Annotated in this window: 15 protein-coding genes and 2 tRNA genes; 8 read left to right on the forward strand and 9 right to left on the reverse strand. The window is 70.7% G+C overall.

The genetic code is table 11. The features are described 5' to 3' along the window. The 6 genes from BKD26_RS34085 to BKD26_RS34110 all read right to left on the reverse strand — a co-directional run. Window positions 1-1,209: histidine kinase (locus BKD26_RS34085; RefSeq protein ID WP_084906293.1), on the reverse strand; the 1,209-nt coding region annotated here is incomplete at its 3' end. A 20-nt stretch (window positions 1,210-1,229) separates the two neighbouring features. Next, window positions 1,230-1,997: an ABC transporter permease gene (locus BKD26_RS34090; protein WP_084906295.1), complete on the reverse strand. Its 768-nt coding sequence runs from the start codon at window positions 1,995-1,997 to the stop codon at window positions 1,230-1,232. Between the two features lies 1 nt (window position 1,998). After that, window positions 1,999-2,907 carry an ABC transporter ATP-binding protein gene (locus BKD26_RS34095; RefSeq protein ID WP_084906297.1) on the reverse strand — a complete coding sequence of 303 codons (909 nt, stop codon included), beginning with the start codon at window positions 2,905-2,907 and terminating at the stop codon, window positions 1,999-2,001. A 139-nt stretch (window positions 2,908-3,046) separates the two neighbouring features. Then, window positions 3,047-3,119, reverse strand: a tRNA-Gly gene (locus BKD26_RS34100). A gap of 79 nt (window positions 3,120-3,198) precedes the next feature. Then, a tRNA-Gly gene (locus BKD26_RS34105) sits at window positions 3,199-3,270 on the reverse strand. Window positions 3,271-3,383: 113 nt separating this feature from the next. Beyond that, entirely contained in the window at window positions 3,384-3,737 is a 354-nt protein-coding gene (locus tag BKD26_RS34110; protein WP_179166809.1) for an Lsr2 family protein, read from the reverse strand. Between the two features lie 338 nt (window positions 3,738-4,075). Here BKD26_RS34110 and purS point away from each other — a divergent pair, with 338 nt between their 5' ends. The 3 genes from purS to purL are packed head-to-tail and all read left to right on the forward strand — an operon-like array spanning window position 4,076 to window position 7,247. Continuing rightward, a complete protein-coding gene (purS, locus tag BKD26_RS34115; protein ID WP_073756364.1) occupies window positions 4,076-4,321 on the forward strand; it encodes a phosphoribosylformylglycinamidine synthase subunit PurS in 246 nt (81 codons plus the stop codon). Next, window positions 4,318-4,998, forward strand: coding sequence for a phosphoribosylformylglycinamidine synthase subunit PurQ (gene purQ / locus BKD26_RS34120; protein WP_084906301.1), 681 nt, complete (start codon window positions 4,318-4,320; stop codon window positions 4,996-4,998). The genes purS and purQ overlap by 4 nt, the downstream gene beginning before the upstream one ends. Beyond that, complete coding sequence (gene purL / locus BKD26_RS34125; protein ID WP_084906304.1) at window positions 4,998-7,247, forward strand: phosphoribosylformylglycinamidine synthase subunit PurL; 2,250 nt, start codon at window positions 4,998-5,000, stop codon at window positions 7,245-7,247. The genes purQ and purL overlap by 1 nt, the downstream gene beginning before the upstream one ends. An 81-nt stretch (window positions 7,248-7,328) precedes the next feature. On the opposite strand, the gene BKD26_RS34130 is transcribed toward purL, so the two are convergent. Beyond that, a complete protein-coding gene (locus BKD26_RS34130) occupies window positions 7,329-7,733 on the reverse strand; it encodes a nuclear transport factor 2 family protein (RefSeq protein ID WP_084906305.1) in 405 nt (134 codons plus the stop codon). A gap of 107 nt (window positions 7,734-7,840) precedes the next feature. Here BKD26_RS34130 and BKD26_RS34135 point away from each other — a divergent pair, with 107 nt between their 5' ends. The 4 genes from BKD26_RS34135 to purM all read left to right on the forward strand — a co-directional run bounded on the left by BKD26_RS34135 (window position 7,841) and on the right by purM (window position 12,570). Continuing rightward, the gene (locus tag BKD26_RS34135; protein ID WP_084906307.1) at window positions 7,841-8,656 is read left to right on the forward strand and encodes a maleylpyruvate isomerase family mycothiol-dependent enzyme; all 816 of its coding nucleotides are present in this window, start codon (window positions 7,841-7,843) and stop codon (window positions 8,654-8,656) included. Between the two features lie 65 nt (window positions 8,657-8,721). After that, window positions 8,722-9,609, forward strand: coding sequence for an META domain-containing protein (locus BKD26_RS34140; RefSeq protein WP_084906411.1), 888 nt, complete (start codon window positions 8,722-8,724; stop codon window positions 9,607-9,609). A gap of 315 nt (window positions 9,610-9,924) precedes the next feature. Beyond that, the gene (gene purF, locus BKD26_RS34145) at window positions 9,925-11,451 is read left to right on the forward strand and encodes an amidophosphoribosyltransferase (RefSeq protein ID WP_084906309.1); all 1,527 of its coding nucleotides are present in this window, start codon (window positions 9,925-9,927) and stop codon (window positions 11,449-11,451) included. Window positions 11,452-11,496: 45 nt separating this feature from the next. Beyond that, window positions 11,497-12,570 carry a phosphoribosylformylglycinamidine cyclo-ligase gene (purM, locus tag BKD26_RS34150; RefSeq protein WP_084906311.1) on the forward strand — a complete coding sequence of 358 codons (1,074 nt, stop codon included), beginning with the start codon at window positions 11,497-11,499 and terminating at the stop codon, window positions 12,568-12,570. Window positions 12,571-12,627: 57 nt separating this feature from the next. Here the strand turns inward: purM and BKD26_RS34155 are convergent, their stop codons facing one another. Together BKD26_RS34155 and BKD26_RS34160 are read right to left on the reverse strand one after the other, a co-directional pair. Beyond that, window positions 12,628-12,888, reverse strand: coding sequence for a DUF3073 domain-containing protein (locus BKD26_RS34155; protein ID WP_073756357.1), 261 nt, complete (start codon window positions 12,886-12,888; stop codon window positions 12,628-12,630). Window positions 12,889-13,210: 322 nt separating this feature from the next. After that, window positions 13,211-14,308, reverse strand: a complete 1,098-nt coding sequence (locus BKD26_RS34160; protein WP_179166810.1) for a Glu/Leu/Phe/Val dehydrogenase — start codon at window positions 14,306-14,308, stop codon at window positions 13,211-13,213. A 139-nt stretch (window positions 14,309-14,447) separates the two neighbouring features. On the opposite strand from BKD26_RS34160, the gene BKD26_RS34165 reads away from it, so the two are divergent. Next, the gene (locus BKD26_RS34165; protein ID WP_084906313.1) at window positions 14,448-15,302 is read left to right on the forward strand and encodes a hypothetical protein; all 855 of its coding nucleotides are present in this window, start codon (window positions 14,448-14,450) and stop codon (window positions 15,300-15,302) included. The last annotated feature ends 51 nt before the right edge of the window (window positions 15,303-15,353 follow it).

The raw sequence follows: 15,353 nt of genomic DNA on the forward strand, positions 1-15,353 counted from the left end.
CGTCCCGTCCAGCGCCGCCAGCCGCTCCCGCCGCCCGGCCAGCGCCGACCCGGCACCCGCACCCGACCCCCCACCCGCCCCCGACCCAAAACCCCCACCAGCACCCGCCTCCGCCCCAACACCCGCACCGCCATCCACCCCGTCGTTCTCCACCACCAGCACCGCGCACCCCCCCTCCGCGCCCGCCGGCACGGACACCGTCACCGTCACCGAGCACCGCCGCGCGTCCCCGTGCCGCAGCACGTTCGTCGTGCCCTCCCGTACCACCCAGGCGAGCGCCGACTGGACCCGCACCGGCAGGTCCACATCCCCCGCCGCCACCGTGCACGCGATGCCGGCGGCCGCCAACACACCTCGCGCGCCCTCCAGTTCCGTGTGCAGGTCGGCCTCCCGGTAGCCGCGCACCACGTCCCGCACCTCCCGCTGGGACTCCTGCGCGATCCGCTGCACCTCGGCCATCTGCTCCATCGCCGCCTCCTCCTTGCCGCGCCGGGCCAGCTGTACCGCCAGCTCGCTCTTCAGCGCGATCACCGAAAGGTTGCGGCCCATGACGTCGTGCAGGTCCCGCCCGAACCGCAGCCGCTCCTCCGCGACCGCGAGCCGCGCCTGCAGCTCCCGCGCCGCGTCCAGTTCCCACACCGCCCGCAGCAGCCAGCCCGAGAACCCGCTGGTGAACGCCAACAGCACCCCGCCGACCAGGAACCCCACCGAGAAGCCGACAGCCTCCTGCCCGGGCAGCCCCAGCGCCAGGCAGACCAGCGCGATGCCCGCCCCCGTCGCCAGGACCAGGTACAGCATGTGCCGCGCCTTCACCATGCACAGCACCACCGACCCGATACCGAAGCCGAGCGCCCCGACCACCACCGCCCCGGCCGTCCCGGCGTCGTCCAGCGCACCGACCCTCCGCAGCACCAGCGCCCCGGCGGCCAGCACGACCGACAGCGCGCCGTGGGCGGCGATCAGCCGGTACGGGCGCTCCCGCCGCCCCACGGTCCAGTCCAGCGCCCGCGACGACAGCACCCCGCCCAGCACGGCGTGCGCGCACGCCAGCAGCAGGAGCCAGCCACCCAGCGGCTGCGGCGCCCCGGAGAGCGCCCGCAGCCCGACCCCACCGATCTCGATCAGCGCGAACGTGTGGAACGACCAACGGGTGTAGAGCTCGACCTTCTCCGGGTTGCTCCGCCGGCTCCACCAGCCCGTCAGCCTCATGTCCCGCTCCCCCGAAACCCTCAGCGCCGTGGTTCCCAGCGGAACCACCGCTGCACAGCAAACACCGAGATCACCGTCCAGGCCAGCGCTGTGAGCGCCGCGCCCACCAGCTCCTCGGCGTCGCCCCCGCCGCCCAGCCAGCCGGCCCGTACGAGCGTCATCACACCCGTCAGCGGCAGCAGTTCGCACACCGAGGCGACCTTTTCCGGAAGGATCTCCAGCGGCATGAACAACCCCGAGCCGAACGACGAGACGAGGAACAGCGGCATGGTGGTGATCTGCGCGCTCTCCACGGTGCGGGTGGCCGCCGCCGTCGCCCCGGCAAGCGCGATCAGCATCACCACCCCCACCAGCACACCGCCCACCAGCAGTTCGGGCCGCTGCGGCGCGCCCACACCGAGGAACGCCACGCCCGCCACCACGATCAGCGCGCTCTGCGCCACCGCGAGCACGACCGCCGGCAGCGCGGTCCCGGCGAGGATCTCCCGGTCGGACGCCTCGCCCGTACGCAGCCGCTTGAGCACCAGCTCCTCGCGCCGGGCCACGTACGCGGTGACGAGGTTGAGGTAGACGACGAGGATCAGCATCATCACGACGCCGCCGCTCAGCGCCGCCTCGACGGCGCTCATCCCGGCCCGGTCGAGGTCGACACGGTCGAGCGAGCCGCGCAGCACCCCCACCATCAGCACGGGCATCAGCAGCGCCGTGAACAGCGCGTACCGGTTCCGTACGAGGAGCGTCAGTTCGGCCCGCCCCAGCGTGCCCATCCGTTCCGCCACGGACGTCATGTCACACACCCACCGTTTCGTTCCGCGCGATGTCGTGGAAGGCCTCTTCGAGGGAGGCGGACCGGGCGTCGAGCCCTTCGAGCCGTACGCCGCTCTCGCGGGCCCACAGCAGCAGCTCGCCGAGCGCGTGCTGGAGCGCGTGCGTACGGATCTCGACCCTCCGACCCGTCGCGGCGGCCTTCAGCGACAGCGGCAACCGCCCGGCCGGCACCCCTTCGGGGAGGGTGAAGCGGATGCGGGCGGGCCGCCCGGCCGTCACCTCGGCGGGCGTGCCGGCCGTCACGACCCGGCCCCGGTGCATGATCGCCAACCGGTCGGCGAGTGCCTCGGCCTCCTCCAGGTAGTGCGTCGTGAGCAGCACGGTCGTACCGCCGTCCCGCAGCGCCCGCACCAATTCCCAGGTGTCGCGCCGCCCCTCCGCGTCCAGCCCGGTCGTCGGTTCGTCCAGGAACAGCACCTCGGGGCGGCCGAGCAGGGCGAGCGCGAGGTCGAGCCGCCGCTTCTCGCCGCCGGACAGCTGCTTGACGCGTACGCGGGCCCGGGCGCCGAGCCCGACCATCTCCAGCGCCTCCCCGGCCGGCCGCGCACCGGTGGTGCAGCCGGCCCACATCCGTACGGTCTCGGTGGCCGTGAGGTCGGAGGGGAAGCCGCCCTCCTGGAGCATCACCCCGACCCGGGGCCGGACGGCGGCGCGTTGGGCGTACGGGTCGTGGCCGAGGACCCGTACGGTGCCGCCGCTCGGGCGGGCGAGGCCCTCCAGCAGTTCCACGGTGGAGGTCTTGCCGGCGCCGTTGGTGCCGAGCAGGGCGAAGATCTCGCCGGGCGCCACGGAGAAGGTGATTCCGGTCACGGCCTCGAAGCCCCCGGCGTAGCTGCGCCGGACGTCTTCCGCCTCAATCACTTGGGTCATGCCTCAAGGCTTCCGCCGCCCGCCGCGCGCGGGCAGGCCGCGCTGTCACCGGTTGTCGATGACAAATGTCATCGGGCGCCAATCGTGAGGGAAGAACGCCGAAGGCCCCGGTCGTGATGACCGGGGCCTTCGTACTCTGAGCGGACGACGAGATTCGAACTCGCGACCCTCACCTTGGCAAGGTGATGCTCTACCAACTGAGCCACGTCCGCAGTGCTCCCGACCAGCTTTCACTGGGCGGTGCGAACACCACTGTACCTGATCCACCGGAGTGGTCGGTAAGCGATGCAGAGCGGGTGACAGGGATCGCACACTGCGCCTTCCCCCTGGAAGGGGGATGTTCTACTACTGAACTACACCCGCACGCTCCGTGAGGTTCGGGCCTTTCGGCCTTGCCCCTCGGCGTGATCCAGACTCTAGCGGATCACCTGGGGTGTCGCGCAACTCGGTGCTCCGGGGCAGTCGGCGACGGTCGTTCAGCTCGCCTCGCGGAACGCCTCGTAGACCCGCTTCGGGATCCGGCCGCGTGCCGGGACGTCCATCTTGTTGGACTGCGCCCAGGCGCGGACGGCCGCCGGGTCGGGTTCGAGCGCGGTGCGCTTGTACGAGGCGCGTGGCGCCCCGGCGCCGCCCCCGCCGCCCGTACCGCCGCCGACGGACTGCTTGCGGCCGGCCGACACGTACGGCGCGAGGGTCTCGCGCAGTTTCTTTGCATTGGCGGGATTGAGGTCGATCTCGTACGTCTTACCGTCGAGGCCGAACATGACCGTTTCCGCCGCTTCCCCTCCGTCGATGTCGTCGAAGAGTGTGACCACTACGCGCTGCGCCACGGATATCGGTCCTTTCCCGCGGTGTGCCGCCTGGCGCGCCTGCCCACGTGCTCGACATGCGTGACATGCGGCGATACCGGATTTACGGCTGTCGAGAGGCAATGCTTCTTTCCTCTGTATTCCTTTGTACAGCGGATCGCGTGGCATTGTGAACCCAGCCAATTGCATCAGCGTGTCCGGCGCCAATGCCCGGGGTCATTCTTTTCCGGGATTTTTCCCGCTGGTTCTCGGCGCGTTCTTGCACGTTTTTGTAGGGTCCTCCAGATGTCTACCCGCGTAGAATTTGGAGACAGGTACGCTGAGGGAACCGCCCACGCAACACACCACCGGGAGTGCCAGTGGCACGCGTCGTAGTCGACGTCATGCTCAAGCCGGAGATCCTCGACCCGCAGGGACAGGCGGTGCAGCGCGCACTGCCCCGTCTCGGCTTCGAGGGAATCGCCGACGTCCGTCAGGGGAAGCGTTTCGAGCTCGATGTGGAAGGGCCGGTCGATGACGCCGCCCTCGCCCGCATCCACGAGATGGCCGAAACCTTCCTCGCCAACACCGTCATCGAGGACTTCGTCGTGAAGGTGGAGTCGTGACCGCTCGGATCGGGGTCGTCACCTTCCCCGGGACGCTCGACGACCGGGACGCGCTGCGCGCGGTCCGGCTCGCGGGCGCGGAGCCCGTGTCGCTCTGGCACCGTGACAAGGCCCTCCAGCAGGTCGACGCGGTCGTCCTGCCGGGTGGGTTCTCCTACGGCGACTACCTGCGCGCCGGTGCCATCTCCCGGTTCTCGCCGGTGATGGAAACGATCATCGAGCAGGCGAAGGCCGGTATGCCGGTCCTGGGCATCTGCAACGGCTTCCAGGTGCTGACCGAGTCGCACCTGCTGCCTGGCGCGATGCTGCGCAACAACCACCTGCACTTCATCTGCCGGGACCAGAAGCTGCGGGTGGAGAACGCGGAAACCGCCTGGACCGCCGATTACGCGCAGGACCAGGAGATCCACATCCCGCTCAAGAACATCGACGGACGGTACGTCGCCGACGAGCGCACGCTCGACGAGCTGGAGGCCGAGGGCCGCGTCGTCTTCCGGTACGAAGAGTTCAACCCCAATGGCTCGCTGCGGGACATCGCCGGCATCACCAACGCCGCCGGCAACGTCGTCGGCCTGATGCCGCACCCCGAGCACGCCGTGGAGCCGCTGGTCGGCACGGGCCGTACCGACGGGCTCGGTTTCTTCACCTCGATCCTCAAGAAGCTGGTCAACGTCTGATGAGCCTCGACACCGTCAAGCACGCCACCGAGACCCCCGACGTCGAGCAGCCGTGGGCCGAGCTCGGCCTGAAGAAGGACGAGTACGAGCGCATCCGGGAGATCCTGGGCCGGCGCCCGACCGGTGCCGAGCTGGCCATGTACTCCGTCATGTGGTCGGAGCACTGCTCGTACAAGAGCAGCAAGGTCCACCTGAAGCAGTTCGGCGAGAAGGTGCCGGAGAACGACGCGATGCTCGTCGGCATCGGCGAGAACGCGGGTGTCGTCGACGTCGGCCAGGGGTACGCGGTGACCTTCAAGGTCGAGTCGCACAACCACCCCTCGTACGTCGAGCCCTACCAGGGCGCGGCCACCGGCGTGGGCGGCATCGTCCGCGACATCCTCGCCATGGGCGCCCGCCCGGTCGCGGTCGTCGACCCGCTGCGGTTCGGCGCGGCCGACCACCCCGACACCAAGCGCGTCCTGCCGGGCGTCGTGGCGGGCATCGGCGGCTACGGCAACTGCCTGGGGCTGGCGAACATCGGCGGCGAGGTCGTCTTCGACTCCTGCTACCAGGGCAATCCGCTGGTCAACGCGGGCTGCATCGGTGTGATGAAGCACGAGGACATCCACCTGGCGAAGGCCTCCGGCCCCGGCAACAAGGTGATCCTGTACGGCGCCCGGACGGGCGGTGACGGCATCGGCGGCGTCTCGGTCCTCGCCTCGGAGACGTTCGACGACACGAAGCCCACCAAGCGGCCCGCCGTCCAGGTCGGTGACCCGTTCCAGGAGAAGCTCCTCATCGAGTGCACCCTTGAGATCTTCAAGGAGAAGCTCGTCGCGGGCATCCAGGACCTCGGTGGCGCGGGCCTGTCCTGCGCGACCAGCGAGCTGGCCTCCGCCGGCACCGGCGGTATGCGCGTCGAGCTGGACACCGTGCCGCTGCGCGACGCCTCGCTCTCGCCGGAGGAGATCCTCATGAGCGAGTCGCAGGAGCGCATGTGCGCGATCGTCGAGCCGCAGCACGTCGACCGCTTCATGGAGATCTGCGAGAAGTGGGACGTCATCGCCACCGTCATCGGTGAGGTGACCGACGGCGACCGGCTGGAGATCTTCTGGCACGGCGAGCAGATCGTGGACGTGCCCCCCGGCACCGTCGCCCACGAGGGCCCGACCTACCACCGCCCGTACGAGCGGCCCGCCTGGCAGGACGCGCTCCAGGCCGACGACGCGAACAAGCTGCCCCGGCCGCAGACGGCGGAGGAGCTGCGCGAGCAGGTCCTCGCCCTGGTCTCGTCGCCGAACCAGGCCTCCAAGGCGTGGATCACCGACCAGTACGACCGTTACGTGCAGGGCAACACCGTCCTCGCCCAGCCCGAGGACTCCGGCATGATCCGGATCGACGAGGAGACCAACCTCGGTGTGGCCATCGCGACGGACGGCAACGGCCGGTACGCCAAGCTCGACCCGTACGCGGGCGCGCAGCTCGCGCTGGCGGAGTCGTACCGCAATGTCGCCGCGTCCGGTGCCAAGCCGCTCGCCATCTCCAACTGCCTGAACTTCGGCTCGCCGGAGGACCCGGCGGTCATGTGGCAGTTCGCCGAGGCCACGCGCGGTCTGGCGGACGGCTGCCAGAAGCTCGGTACGCCGGTGACGGGCGGCAACGTCTCGCTCTACAACCAGACCGGTGACGTGGCGATCCACCCGACGCCCGTCGTCGCCGTCCTGGGCGTGATCGACGACGTCAACCGCCGTACGCCGATCGCCTTCGCGGAAGAGGGCCAGCTCCTCTACCTGCTGGGCGACACGCGTGAGGAGTTCGGCGGCTCGGCGTGGTCCGAGGTCGTCCACCACCACCTCGGTGGCCTGCCGCCCAAGGTCGACCTGGACCGGGAGAAGCTGCTCGGCGAGATCCTGATCGCCGCCTCCCGCGACGGCATGGTCGACGCCGCGCACGACCTGTCGGACGGCGGTCTGATCCAGGCCGTCGTCGAGTCCTGCCTGCGCGGCGGGAAGGGCGCGCGCCTGATCGTCCCGGACGGTCTCGACGCGTTCACGTTCCTGTTCAGCGAGTCGGCCGGCCGCGCGGTCGTGTCCGTCCCGCGCAGCGAGGAGCTCCGCTTCACCGACATGTGCGGCGCCCGTGGCCTGCCCGCGACCCGCATCGGTGTCGTGGACGGCGACGAGATCGACGTACAGGGCGAGTTCAGCATCGCGCTGAGCGAGCTGCGTACGGCGTACGAGGCGACCATCCCGGGTCTGCTCGCCTGACGATCCGCCTGGGAGAGCCCCTGTCCGGACCTCGCGGTCCGGGCGGGGGCTCTTTCGGTGGAGTCCGGAGTCCGTGACGTGTCAGTCGGCCGTGCCCCAGAAGGCGTCCGCCTCGTCGATGTCCTCGACGCACTCGTCGCCGTCCGAGATCTTGCCGCCCACGATCGTGATGAAGAGACCGCCCTTCATCTCGATGCCACGGTCCCCGCGCTCGGCGAACCACTTGTGGGTCGCCATGGCATGCCCGCGCCCGTCCACGAAGACGTCCTTGAGCTCGACGCGCAGGGAACCACCGGACAGCTCGAAGAGCTTGCCGAAGTGTCCCAGGACGTTGTCACGGCCCTTGTAGTGCCCGGAGACCTGACTGGACCCCGGCGAGTGGTGGACGCAGTCCGCCGTCATCAGGGAGCCGACGGTTTCCATGTCGCCCTTGCCGAACGCGGCGTAGCTCCGGCGGACCAGGGCGGAGTCCGGGTGTTCGCTCATGGTTGCTTCCCGCCTTTCGTGCCCTTACCAAGCCGTCATTGCCGCCCTTCTCCATCGTCCGCCCGGACTCCGCCCCGTGCCATGCGGCGGCGGGCTAACCTCGGCCCATGCCACCGGCCAGGAAGCGCACCCAGCGCACGCGCAGCTACGACCCCGCCAAGACCCGGGCCGCCGTGCTCGCGCAGTTCGACCACGTACGCCAGGGGATCCTCACCCTCACGCCCGAGCAGCTCCGGCAGCCGACGCGGCTGGGGGAGTGGACGGTCCTCGAACTGGCCGCGCACATCACCATGGCGGTGCGTTCGGTCGTCCGGGGCGTGGCCGCGCCCGCACCCGCCACGCGCGACCTCACCCTGCTGGAATGGCCGCTCGCCACCCGGAAGTTCGCCCGGGACGTCGACCACGACACCCGGGAGATCGCCGAGGCGGCGGCGGACACCCAGGGGGCGCTCGCCGCGCTGTACGAGGAGACCGGGCGGCAGTTCGCGGACGTGCTGGTCGCGGCCCCGGACGAGCGGCTGATCACCACCCGCTTCGGTGGCGTACGCCTCGATGACTTCCTGGTGACCCGTACCGTCGAGCTGATCGTCCACACCGACGACCTGAACGACGCGACCGGGCTCGCCGTCCCGTACGACCGTCAGGCGCTGGCCACCTGCACCCGGTTGCTCGCCGACGCGCTCGCGGTGAAGGCCCCGGGTGGATCGGTGGAGGTGCGGGTGCCGCCGTACGCGGTGGTGCAGTGCGTCGAGGGGCCCAGGCACACGCGCGGTACCCCGCCGAACGTCGTCGAGACCGACCCGCTGACGTGGGTGCGGCTGGCCACGGGACGTACGGCGTGGGCGGAGGCCGTGTCCGCGGCCCAGGTCCGCGCGAGCGGCGAGCGGGCGGACCTGTCGGCCCACCTCCCGGTCCTTGGCTGACTCCCCCGTACGGCGCTGACGCGGAACCAGGGCCCCGCCCGGTCCGTCCCATCACCATGCCGACCATGCCGAAGAAGCCGCAGCAGAAGCCGCGGAAGCAGCCGCACGTCACCGGGGCCGCCGCCGCGCTCGTCCCGCTCCTCGCCCTCGCCCTCACCGCCTGCGGCACCCAATCCGGGAACGGATCGGGCGCGGGCGACGGCAGCACCTCCGTACGCCCCGATGTGCCGGTCACCGGCGTGCACTGGACCGTCGAGAGCGTCACCGTCGACGGCAAGAAGACCGCCGCCCCGGCCGGCGCCCATGTCGAGATCGACACCAAGGGCCGGGCCAAGGGCAACTTCGGCTGCAACCACTTCAACGCCAAGGCCACCGTGGAGGGCGACACCGTCACGCTCAGCGACACGGGCATGACCGAGATCGGCTGCCCGGAACCCCTCCAGGGCTTCGAGGACGCGCTGAAGTCCGCCCTCACCGGCACGCTCAAGGCGAAGCTGACCGACGGCGCGCTGACGCTGACGACCGCCGACGGCGACTCCGTCCGGCTCAGCGAGCAGCCTCCGGCGCCGCTCGTCGGAACCAAGTGGACGGTGAACTCGCTGGTCTCCGGCCAGGCCGCCACCTCCCTGCCGGCCGGCACCGAGGGCAAGGCGTCCTTCGTGTTCGGCAAGGACGACTCCGTACGCGGCACGCTGGGCTGCAACCAGTTCAACGCCTCCGTCTCCACCGACGGATCGACGATGACGTTCGGCCGCGTCACCACGACCCGCAAGCTCTGCCGGGGCCCGGAGATGGAGCTGGAGCGCGCCCTGCTGAAGACGATGAAGGGCAAGGTCGCGTACACGATCGACCACCGCAGCCTGACCGTCACCGCCCCGGACAAGACCGGCTTCGCCGCGGGGGCGGAGGCGGGCACGGAAAGCAAGGCGACACGCGCTCCTGCCGGCCAGTAGCATCCGGCCCCGCTGCGAGGTCCGTCACACCAGGCGCGCCCCGCAGCAGGCCGAGCGCCCCGGGCGGAGCCGTCACCGGGTCTCCGGACGCCACTCAGCGGGCCTGGGAGGATCGCACAGACGACCAGCTCAGGACCCGCTCAGGCCCTGGTCAGCGCTTGATCGGCGCCCGCTGGGCGTCCGCTCCGCGCCTGACCGGCGACAGGGCCGGCGGACCGCTCGCCGCCGACGCGACCGGAATCGATTCTTCCGCTTCCTGCTCCCCGGCCCGTCCTCAATTCGGACCAGTGGTCGATCTCGCCTACACTCGGTGGCGTGCCACGTGGTGACGGTCGACTCAATCACGATCTGCTTCCCGGCGAAAAAGGCCCCCAGGACGCTTGTGGCGTCTTCGGTGTCTGGGCTCCGGGTGAAGAGGTCGCAAAGCTCACGTACTTCGGGCTCTACGCCCTCCAGCATCGGGGCCAGGAATCCGCGGGAATCGCGGTCAGCAACGGCTCCCAGATCCTCGTCTTCAAGGACATGGGCCTGGTCTCCCAGGTCTTCGACGAGACCTCTCTCGGTTCCCTCCAGGGTCACATCGCGGTCGGTCACGCCCGCTACTCGACCACCGGTGCCTCCGTGTGGGAGAACGCGCAGCCGACCTTCCGGGCCACCGCCCACGGCTCCATCGCGCTCGGCCACAACGGCAACCTGGTGAACACCGCCCAGCTCGCCGAGATGGTCGCCGACCTCCCCAAGCAGGACGGCCGCGCCACGCAGGTGGCAGCCACCAACGACACCGACCTCGTCACCGCGCTGCTCGCAGGCCAGGTCGACGACGACGGCAAGCCGCTGACCATCGAGGAGGCGGCCGCCAAGGTCCTCCCCGAGGTGCTGGGCGCCTTCTCCCTCGTCTTCATGGACGAGCACACCCTCTACGCCGCCCGTGACCCGCAGGGCATCCGCCCGCTGGTCCTCGGCCGCCTGGAGCGCGGCTGGGTCGTCGCCTCCGAGTCCGCCGCCCTCGACATCTGCGGTGCCGCCTACGTCCGCGAGGTCGAGCCGGGTGAGCTGATCGCGATCGACGAGAACGGCATCCGCACCTCGCGATTCGCGGAAGCGAAGCCCAAGGGCTGTGTCTTCGAGTACGTCTACCTGGCGCGCCCCGACACCGACATCGCCGGCCGGAACGTGTACCTCTCCCGGGTGGAGATGGGCCGCAAGCTGGCCAAGGAAGCCCCCGTCGAGGCGGACCTCGTCATAGCGACGCCCGAGTCCGGCACGCCCGCCGCGATCGGGTACGCGGAGGCCAGCGGCATCCCCTTCGGCGCGGGCCTGGTCAAGAACGCGTACGTCGGCCGGACCTTCATCCAGCCGTCCCAGACCATCCGCCAGCTGGGCATCCGCCTGAAGCTGAACCCGCTGAAGGAAGTCATCAAGGGCAAGCGCCTGGTGGTCGTCGACGACTCGATCGTCCGCGGCAACACCCAGCGCGCACTCGTCCGGATGCTCCGCGAGGCCGGCGCCGCCGAGGTCCACATCCGGATCTCGTCCCCGCCCGTGAAGTGGCCGTGCTTCTTCGGCATCGACTTCGCCACCCGCGCCGAGCTGATCGCCAACGGCATGACGGTCGACGAGATCGGCAAGTCGCTCGGCGCCGACTCGCTCTCGTACATCTCCCTCGACGGGATGATCGAGGCCACCACCATCGACAAGCAGAAGCTGTGCCGCGCCTGCTTCGACGGTGAGTACCCGATGGAACTGCCGGACCCCGAGCTGCTCGGCAAGCAGCTCCTGGAGACCGAGCTGGCCGCCGGACCGGCCGCCACGGCCGCGGCCGACGCCCTCCGCCGCCCGTAGGACCACCCGCAATCCCTGCAGTACGACACGAAAGTTCTCACAGTCATGTCTGAGACTGAGACCACCGGTGCCAGCTACGCAGCCGCGGGCGTCGACATCGAAGCGGGCGACCGCGCCGTCGAGCTGATGAAGGAGTGGGTGAAGAAGACCCAGCGCCCCGAGGTACTCGGCGGCCTCGGCGGCTTCGCCGGCCTCTTCGACGCCTCCGCCCTCAAGCGCTACGAGCGCCCGCTGCTGGCCTCCGCCACCGACGGTGTCGGTACGAAGGTCGACATCGCCCGCCAGATGGGCGTGTACGACACGATCGGCCACGACCTGGTCGCGATGGTCATGGACGACATCGTCGTCTGCGGCGCCGAGCCGCTGTTCATGACGGACTACATCTGCGTCGGCAAGGTCCACCCCGAGCGGGTCGCCGCCATCGTCAAGGGCATCGCCGAGGGCTGCGTCCTGGCCGGCTGCGCCCTGGTCGGCGGCGAGACCGCCGAGCACCCCGGCCTGCTGGGCCCGGACGACTTCGACGTCGCCGGCGCCGGTACGGGCGTGGTCGAGGCCGACCGGCTGCTGGGCGCCGATCGCATCCGTACGGGTGACGCGGTCATCGCCATGGCGTCCTCCGGCCTTCACTCCAACGGGTACTCGCTCGTACGCCATGTGCTGTTCGACCGGGCCGGGATGCGCCTGGACCAGCAGGTCGAGGAGTTCGGCCGGACGCTCGGCGAGGAGCTGCTGGAGCCCACCAGGATCTACTCGCTGGACTGCCTGGCGCTCACCCGGACGACCGATGTGCACGCGTTCAGCCACATCACCGGCGGCGGCCTGGCCGCGAACCTCGCCCGGGTGATCCCGGACGGGCTGCACGCCACGGTCGACCGGTCGACCTGGACCCCCGGCGCGGTGTTCGACCTGGTCGGCACGGCCGGTCAGGTGGAGCGGCCGGAGCTGGAGAAGACCCTGAACATGGGCGTCGGCATGATGGCCGTCGTCCCCGCCGACTCGGCCGACGTGGCCCTGACCACCCTGGCGGACCGGGGCGTGGACGCCTGGGTCGCCGGTGAGATCACCGAGCGTGGCGCGCACACCACGGGAGCGACCCTGACCGGTGAGTACGCCGTCTGAGCAGCACAGAACCCGGTCCGGGGCGGGGCCCCGGACCGGGTTGAGTGAATTCAGGCGTCAAGCACCGCGACGCTGTGCCGACGGACCGGACTCTTCGTCCTCGTCATCGTCGTCGTTGTACAACTCCGCGTAGCGGGCGTACGGGTCGTCTTCCTCGTCATCGTCCTCGAAAGGCTCGCCATTCGGCGGCTGCGAGAGCGGTTGCGGAGTAGAAGCGCCCAGCTCGCTGGCCAGACGCGACAGGTCAGTCCCGCCGCTGTTGTACTTCAGCTGGCGGGCGACCTTCGTCTGCTTGGCCTTGGCCCGGCCGCGCCCCATGGCTCGACCCCCTCGGTGACGGGGCTCGACGGCCCCAGAGTCTTGACACGCGTTCATGAGTCGGAACGGACTCTCCGTGGAGAGACCGGCCCGTAGGGCTTCAACGGTACCTGCTTCCGCGGCCATACGGTACGCCGCCCGCATGACGCGCCTCGGAGCAAGACCGACGAGGAGCCCTGTCCTCGCTGGTCAGCTGCGATTTTAACCTCTTCTTGGCGGTCGACCCGCCGACCGGCGTGAGCCATGTCTCCCTGCGGGCGATCCGGGGACACACTCGACGCGGCCGGCGGGCCGACGCTGTCAACCACGGCTCTCCACGGGGTTACCCGCGGCGCGCCTCCGCCATGCGCTGCTCGGCGATCCGGTCGGCCGCAGCGGCCGGCGGAATCCCGTCTTCCTTCGCACGTGCGAATATTGCCAGCGTGGTGTCGAAGATCTTCGCGGCCTTCGCCTTGCACCGGTCGAAGTCGAACCCGTGGAGCTCGTCGGCCACCTGGATCACGCCGCCGGCGTTGACGACGTAGTCGGGTGCGTAGAGGATCCCGCGGTCCGCGATGTCCTTCTCGACGCCCGGGTGCGCGAGCTGGTTGTTGGCCGCGCCGCACACCACCTTCGCCGTCAGTACGGGCACGGTGTCATCGTTCAGCGCCCCGCCGAGCGCACACGGGGCGTAGATGTCCAGGCCCTCGGCGCGGATCAGCGCGTCGGTGTCGGCGACCACGGTGACCTGCGGGAACTTGTCGGTGATCCGGCGCACCGACTCTTCCCGTACGTCCGTGATGACGACCTCGGCGCCGTCCTCCAGCAGGTGCTCCACCAGGTAGTGGCCCACCTTGCCGACGCCGGCGACGCCGACCTTGCGGCCGCGCAGCGTGGGGTCGCCCCAGGCGTGCTGGGCGGAGGCGCGCATGCCCTGGAAGACGCCGTAGGCGGTGAGGACGGAGGAGTCGCCGGCGCCGCCGTTCTCGGGGGAGCGGCCGGTGGTCCAGCGGTTCTCCCGGGCGATGATGTCCATGTCAGCCACATAGGTGCCGACATCGCAGGCCGTGACGTACCGGCCGCCGAGCGAGGCCACGAACCGGCCGTACGCCAGCAGCAGCTGCTCGGTCTTGATCAGCTCCGGGTCACCGATGATCACGGCCTTGCCGCCGCCGTGCTCCAGACCGGCCATGGCGTTCTTGTACGACATGCCCCGGGACAGGTTCAGCGCGTCGGCGACGGCGTCTTCCTCGGAGGCGTACGGGTAGAAGCGGGTACCGCCGAGGGCCGGGCCCAGGGCGGTCGAGTGGATGGCGATGACGGCCTTCAGGCCGGAGGCACGGTCCTGGCAGAGCACGACTTGTTCGTGGCCCCCCTGCTCCGAGCGGAACAGGGTGTGCAGGACGCCGTCGGTCACATCGGTCACGGTGGTGACTCCCAAGTACGAAGCGGCGGATGAGGCCCTCCTGCGGGTGGGGGAGGACCTTGACGGCAAGAGAGTAAGTCCTACCTGGGCGTAGATGAGAGCCAGTGCCGCGGATCACCCCCTCGCGGAGTACGGGCGTGGAAGGATTCGTGCCATGCCAGCCGTCTCCTCGGTCCTCGTGCCGTACGCGTCCTACCTGCGGGTGTACGAGCCGCTGGCGGCCTTCCCGGAGCCGGAGCGGGGCCACTGGGCCCGGTACGCGCGCCGCGGGACCGCTCCGACCGCCCAGGACGAGCTGCGCCGCTCGCTCGTGGGCCTGCTGGCCACGCCACCGGTCGCGGTGCCCGTGCAGGAGAGCGCCGACGCCTTCGTGGTGGAGGTGGACGGCGTGGTCTGCGTGTGCCCGTGGCGCACCCGGCTGCGCGGGTGGCTGGCCCTGGAGGAGCTGCCGGGCACGCTGCCGCCGGCGGTCCTGGACGCGGCGGTGCCGCCGGTGGTGCGGGGCCAGGCGGAGGCGGACTACGAGCGGTGGCGGGAGCGGAACCCGGACGCGCGGCCGTGGATCAGGACGTCGGTGTGGCAGGTGCCGGTGCGGTGGTTCGCCCTGTTCTCGGACGAGGAGCGCGAGTACGTCGCGGCCGGTTCCGGCCCGGGACCCGGCAAGGCGCCGGTGCTGCGCTACCGGACGCCGATGGTGCAGGCCCGGCGGCGGGTGGCGCGGGCGCTGAAGACGCTGCGCGAGTCGCTGGACGAGGGGCCGCTGACCGAGGGCCTGGTGGACGTGGGGCGGTGGCTGGAGGAGTTCCACCCGCGCTCGCTGGTCGAGCTGGACTACGGCGGCCTGGTGCACGCCCTGCCGGAGGAGTTCCTGGCCGAGGACCGGTCGGCGGCGGACGTGGCGGCGGGTATCGCCGCGCTGCGGGCCGGTGACGGCGCGGCGGCGGGTGAGGCGTACGAGCGGCTGACGGAACGGTGGCGCGCGGTACGCAACCGGCAGCACGCCAACTGAGACCCACCCCCGCCCCGGGTGTGGACCTCGGCGGGCGGCTTGACGGATGAT

It is taken from the genome of Streptomyces sp. CB03238 (assembly GCF_002099185.1).
Taxonomy (GTDB): Bacteria; Actinomycetota; Actinomycetes; order Streptomycetales; family Streptomycetaceae; genus Streptomyces.

What these genes read in the sequence shown, in the direction of transcription:
- BKD26_RS34090 (WP_084906295.1), bottom strand. Translation starts at nt 1,997, where the DNA reads ATGACGTCCGTGGCGGAACGGATGGGCACGCTGGGGCGGGCCGAACTG.
- BKD26_RS34095 (WP_084906297.1), bottom strand. Translation starts at nt 2,907, where the DNA reads ATGACCCAAGTGATTGAGGCGGAAGACGTCCGGCGCAGCTACGCCGGG.
- purL (WP_084906304.1), top strand. Translation starts at nt 4,998, where the DNA reads ATGAGCCTCGACACCGTCAAGCACGCCACCGAGACCCCCGACGTCGAG.
- BKD26_RS34130 (WP_084906305.1), bottom strand. Translation starts at nt 7,733, where the DNA reads ATGAGCGAACACCCGGACTCCGCCCTGGTCCGCCGGAGCTACGCCGCG.
- BKD26_RS34135 (WP_084906307.1), top strand. Translation starts at nt 7,841, where the DNA reads ATGCCACCGGCCAGGAAGCGCACCCAGCGCACGCGCAGCTACGACCCC.
- BKD26_RS34140 (WP_084906411.1), top strand. Translation starts at nt 8,722, where the DNA reads ATGCCGAAGAAGCCGCAGCAGAAGCCGCGGAAGCAGCCGCACGTCACC.
- purM (WP_084906311.1), top strand. Translation starts at nt 11,497, where the DNA reads ATGTCTGAGACTGAGACCACCGGTGCCAGCTACGCAGCCGCGGGCGTC.
- BKD26_RS34155 (WP_073756357.1), bottom strand. Translation starts at nt 12,888, where the DNA reads ATGGGGCGCGGCCGGGCCAAGGCCAAGCAGACGAAGGTCGCCCGCCAG.
- BKD26_RS34165 (WP_084906313.1), top strand. Translation starts at nt 14,448, where the DNA reads ATGCCAGCCGTCTCCTCGGTCCTCGTGCCGTACGCGTCCTACCTGCGG.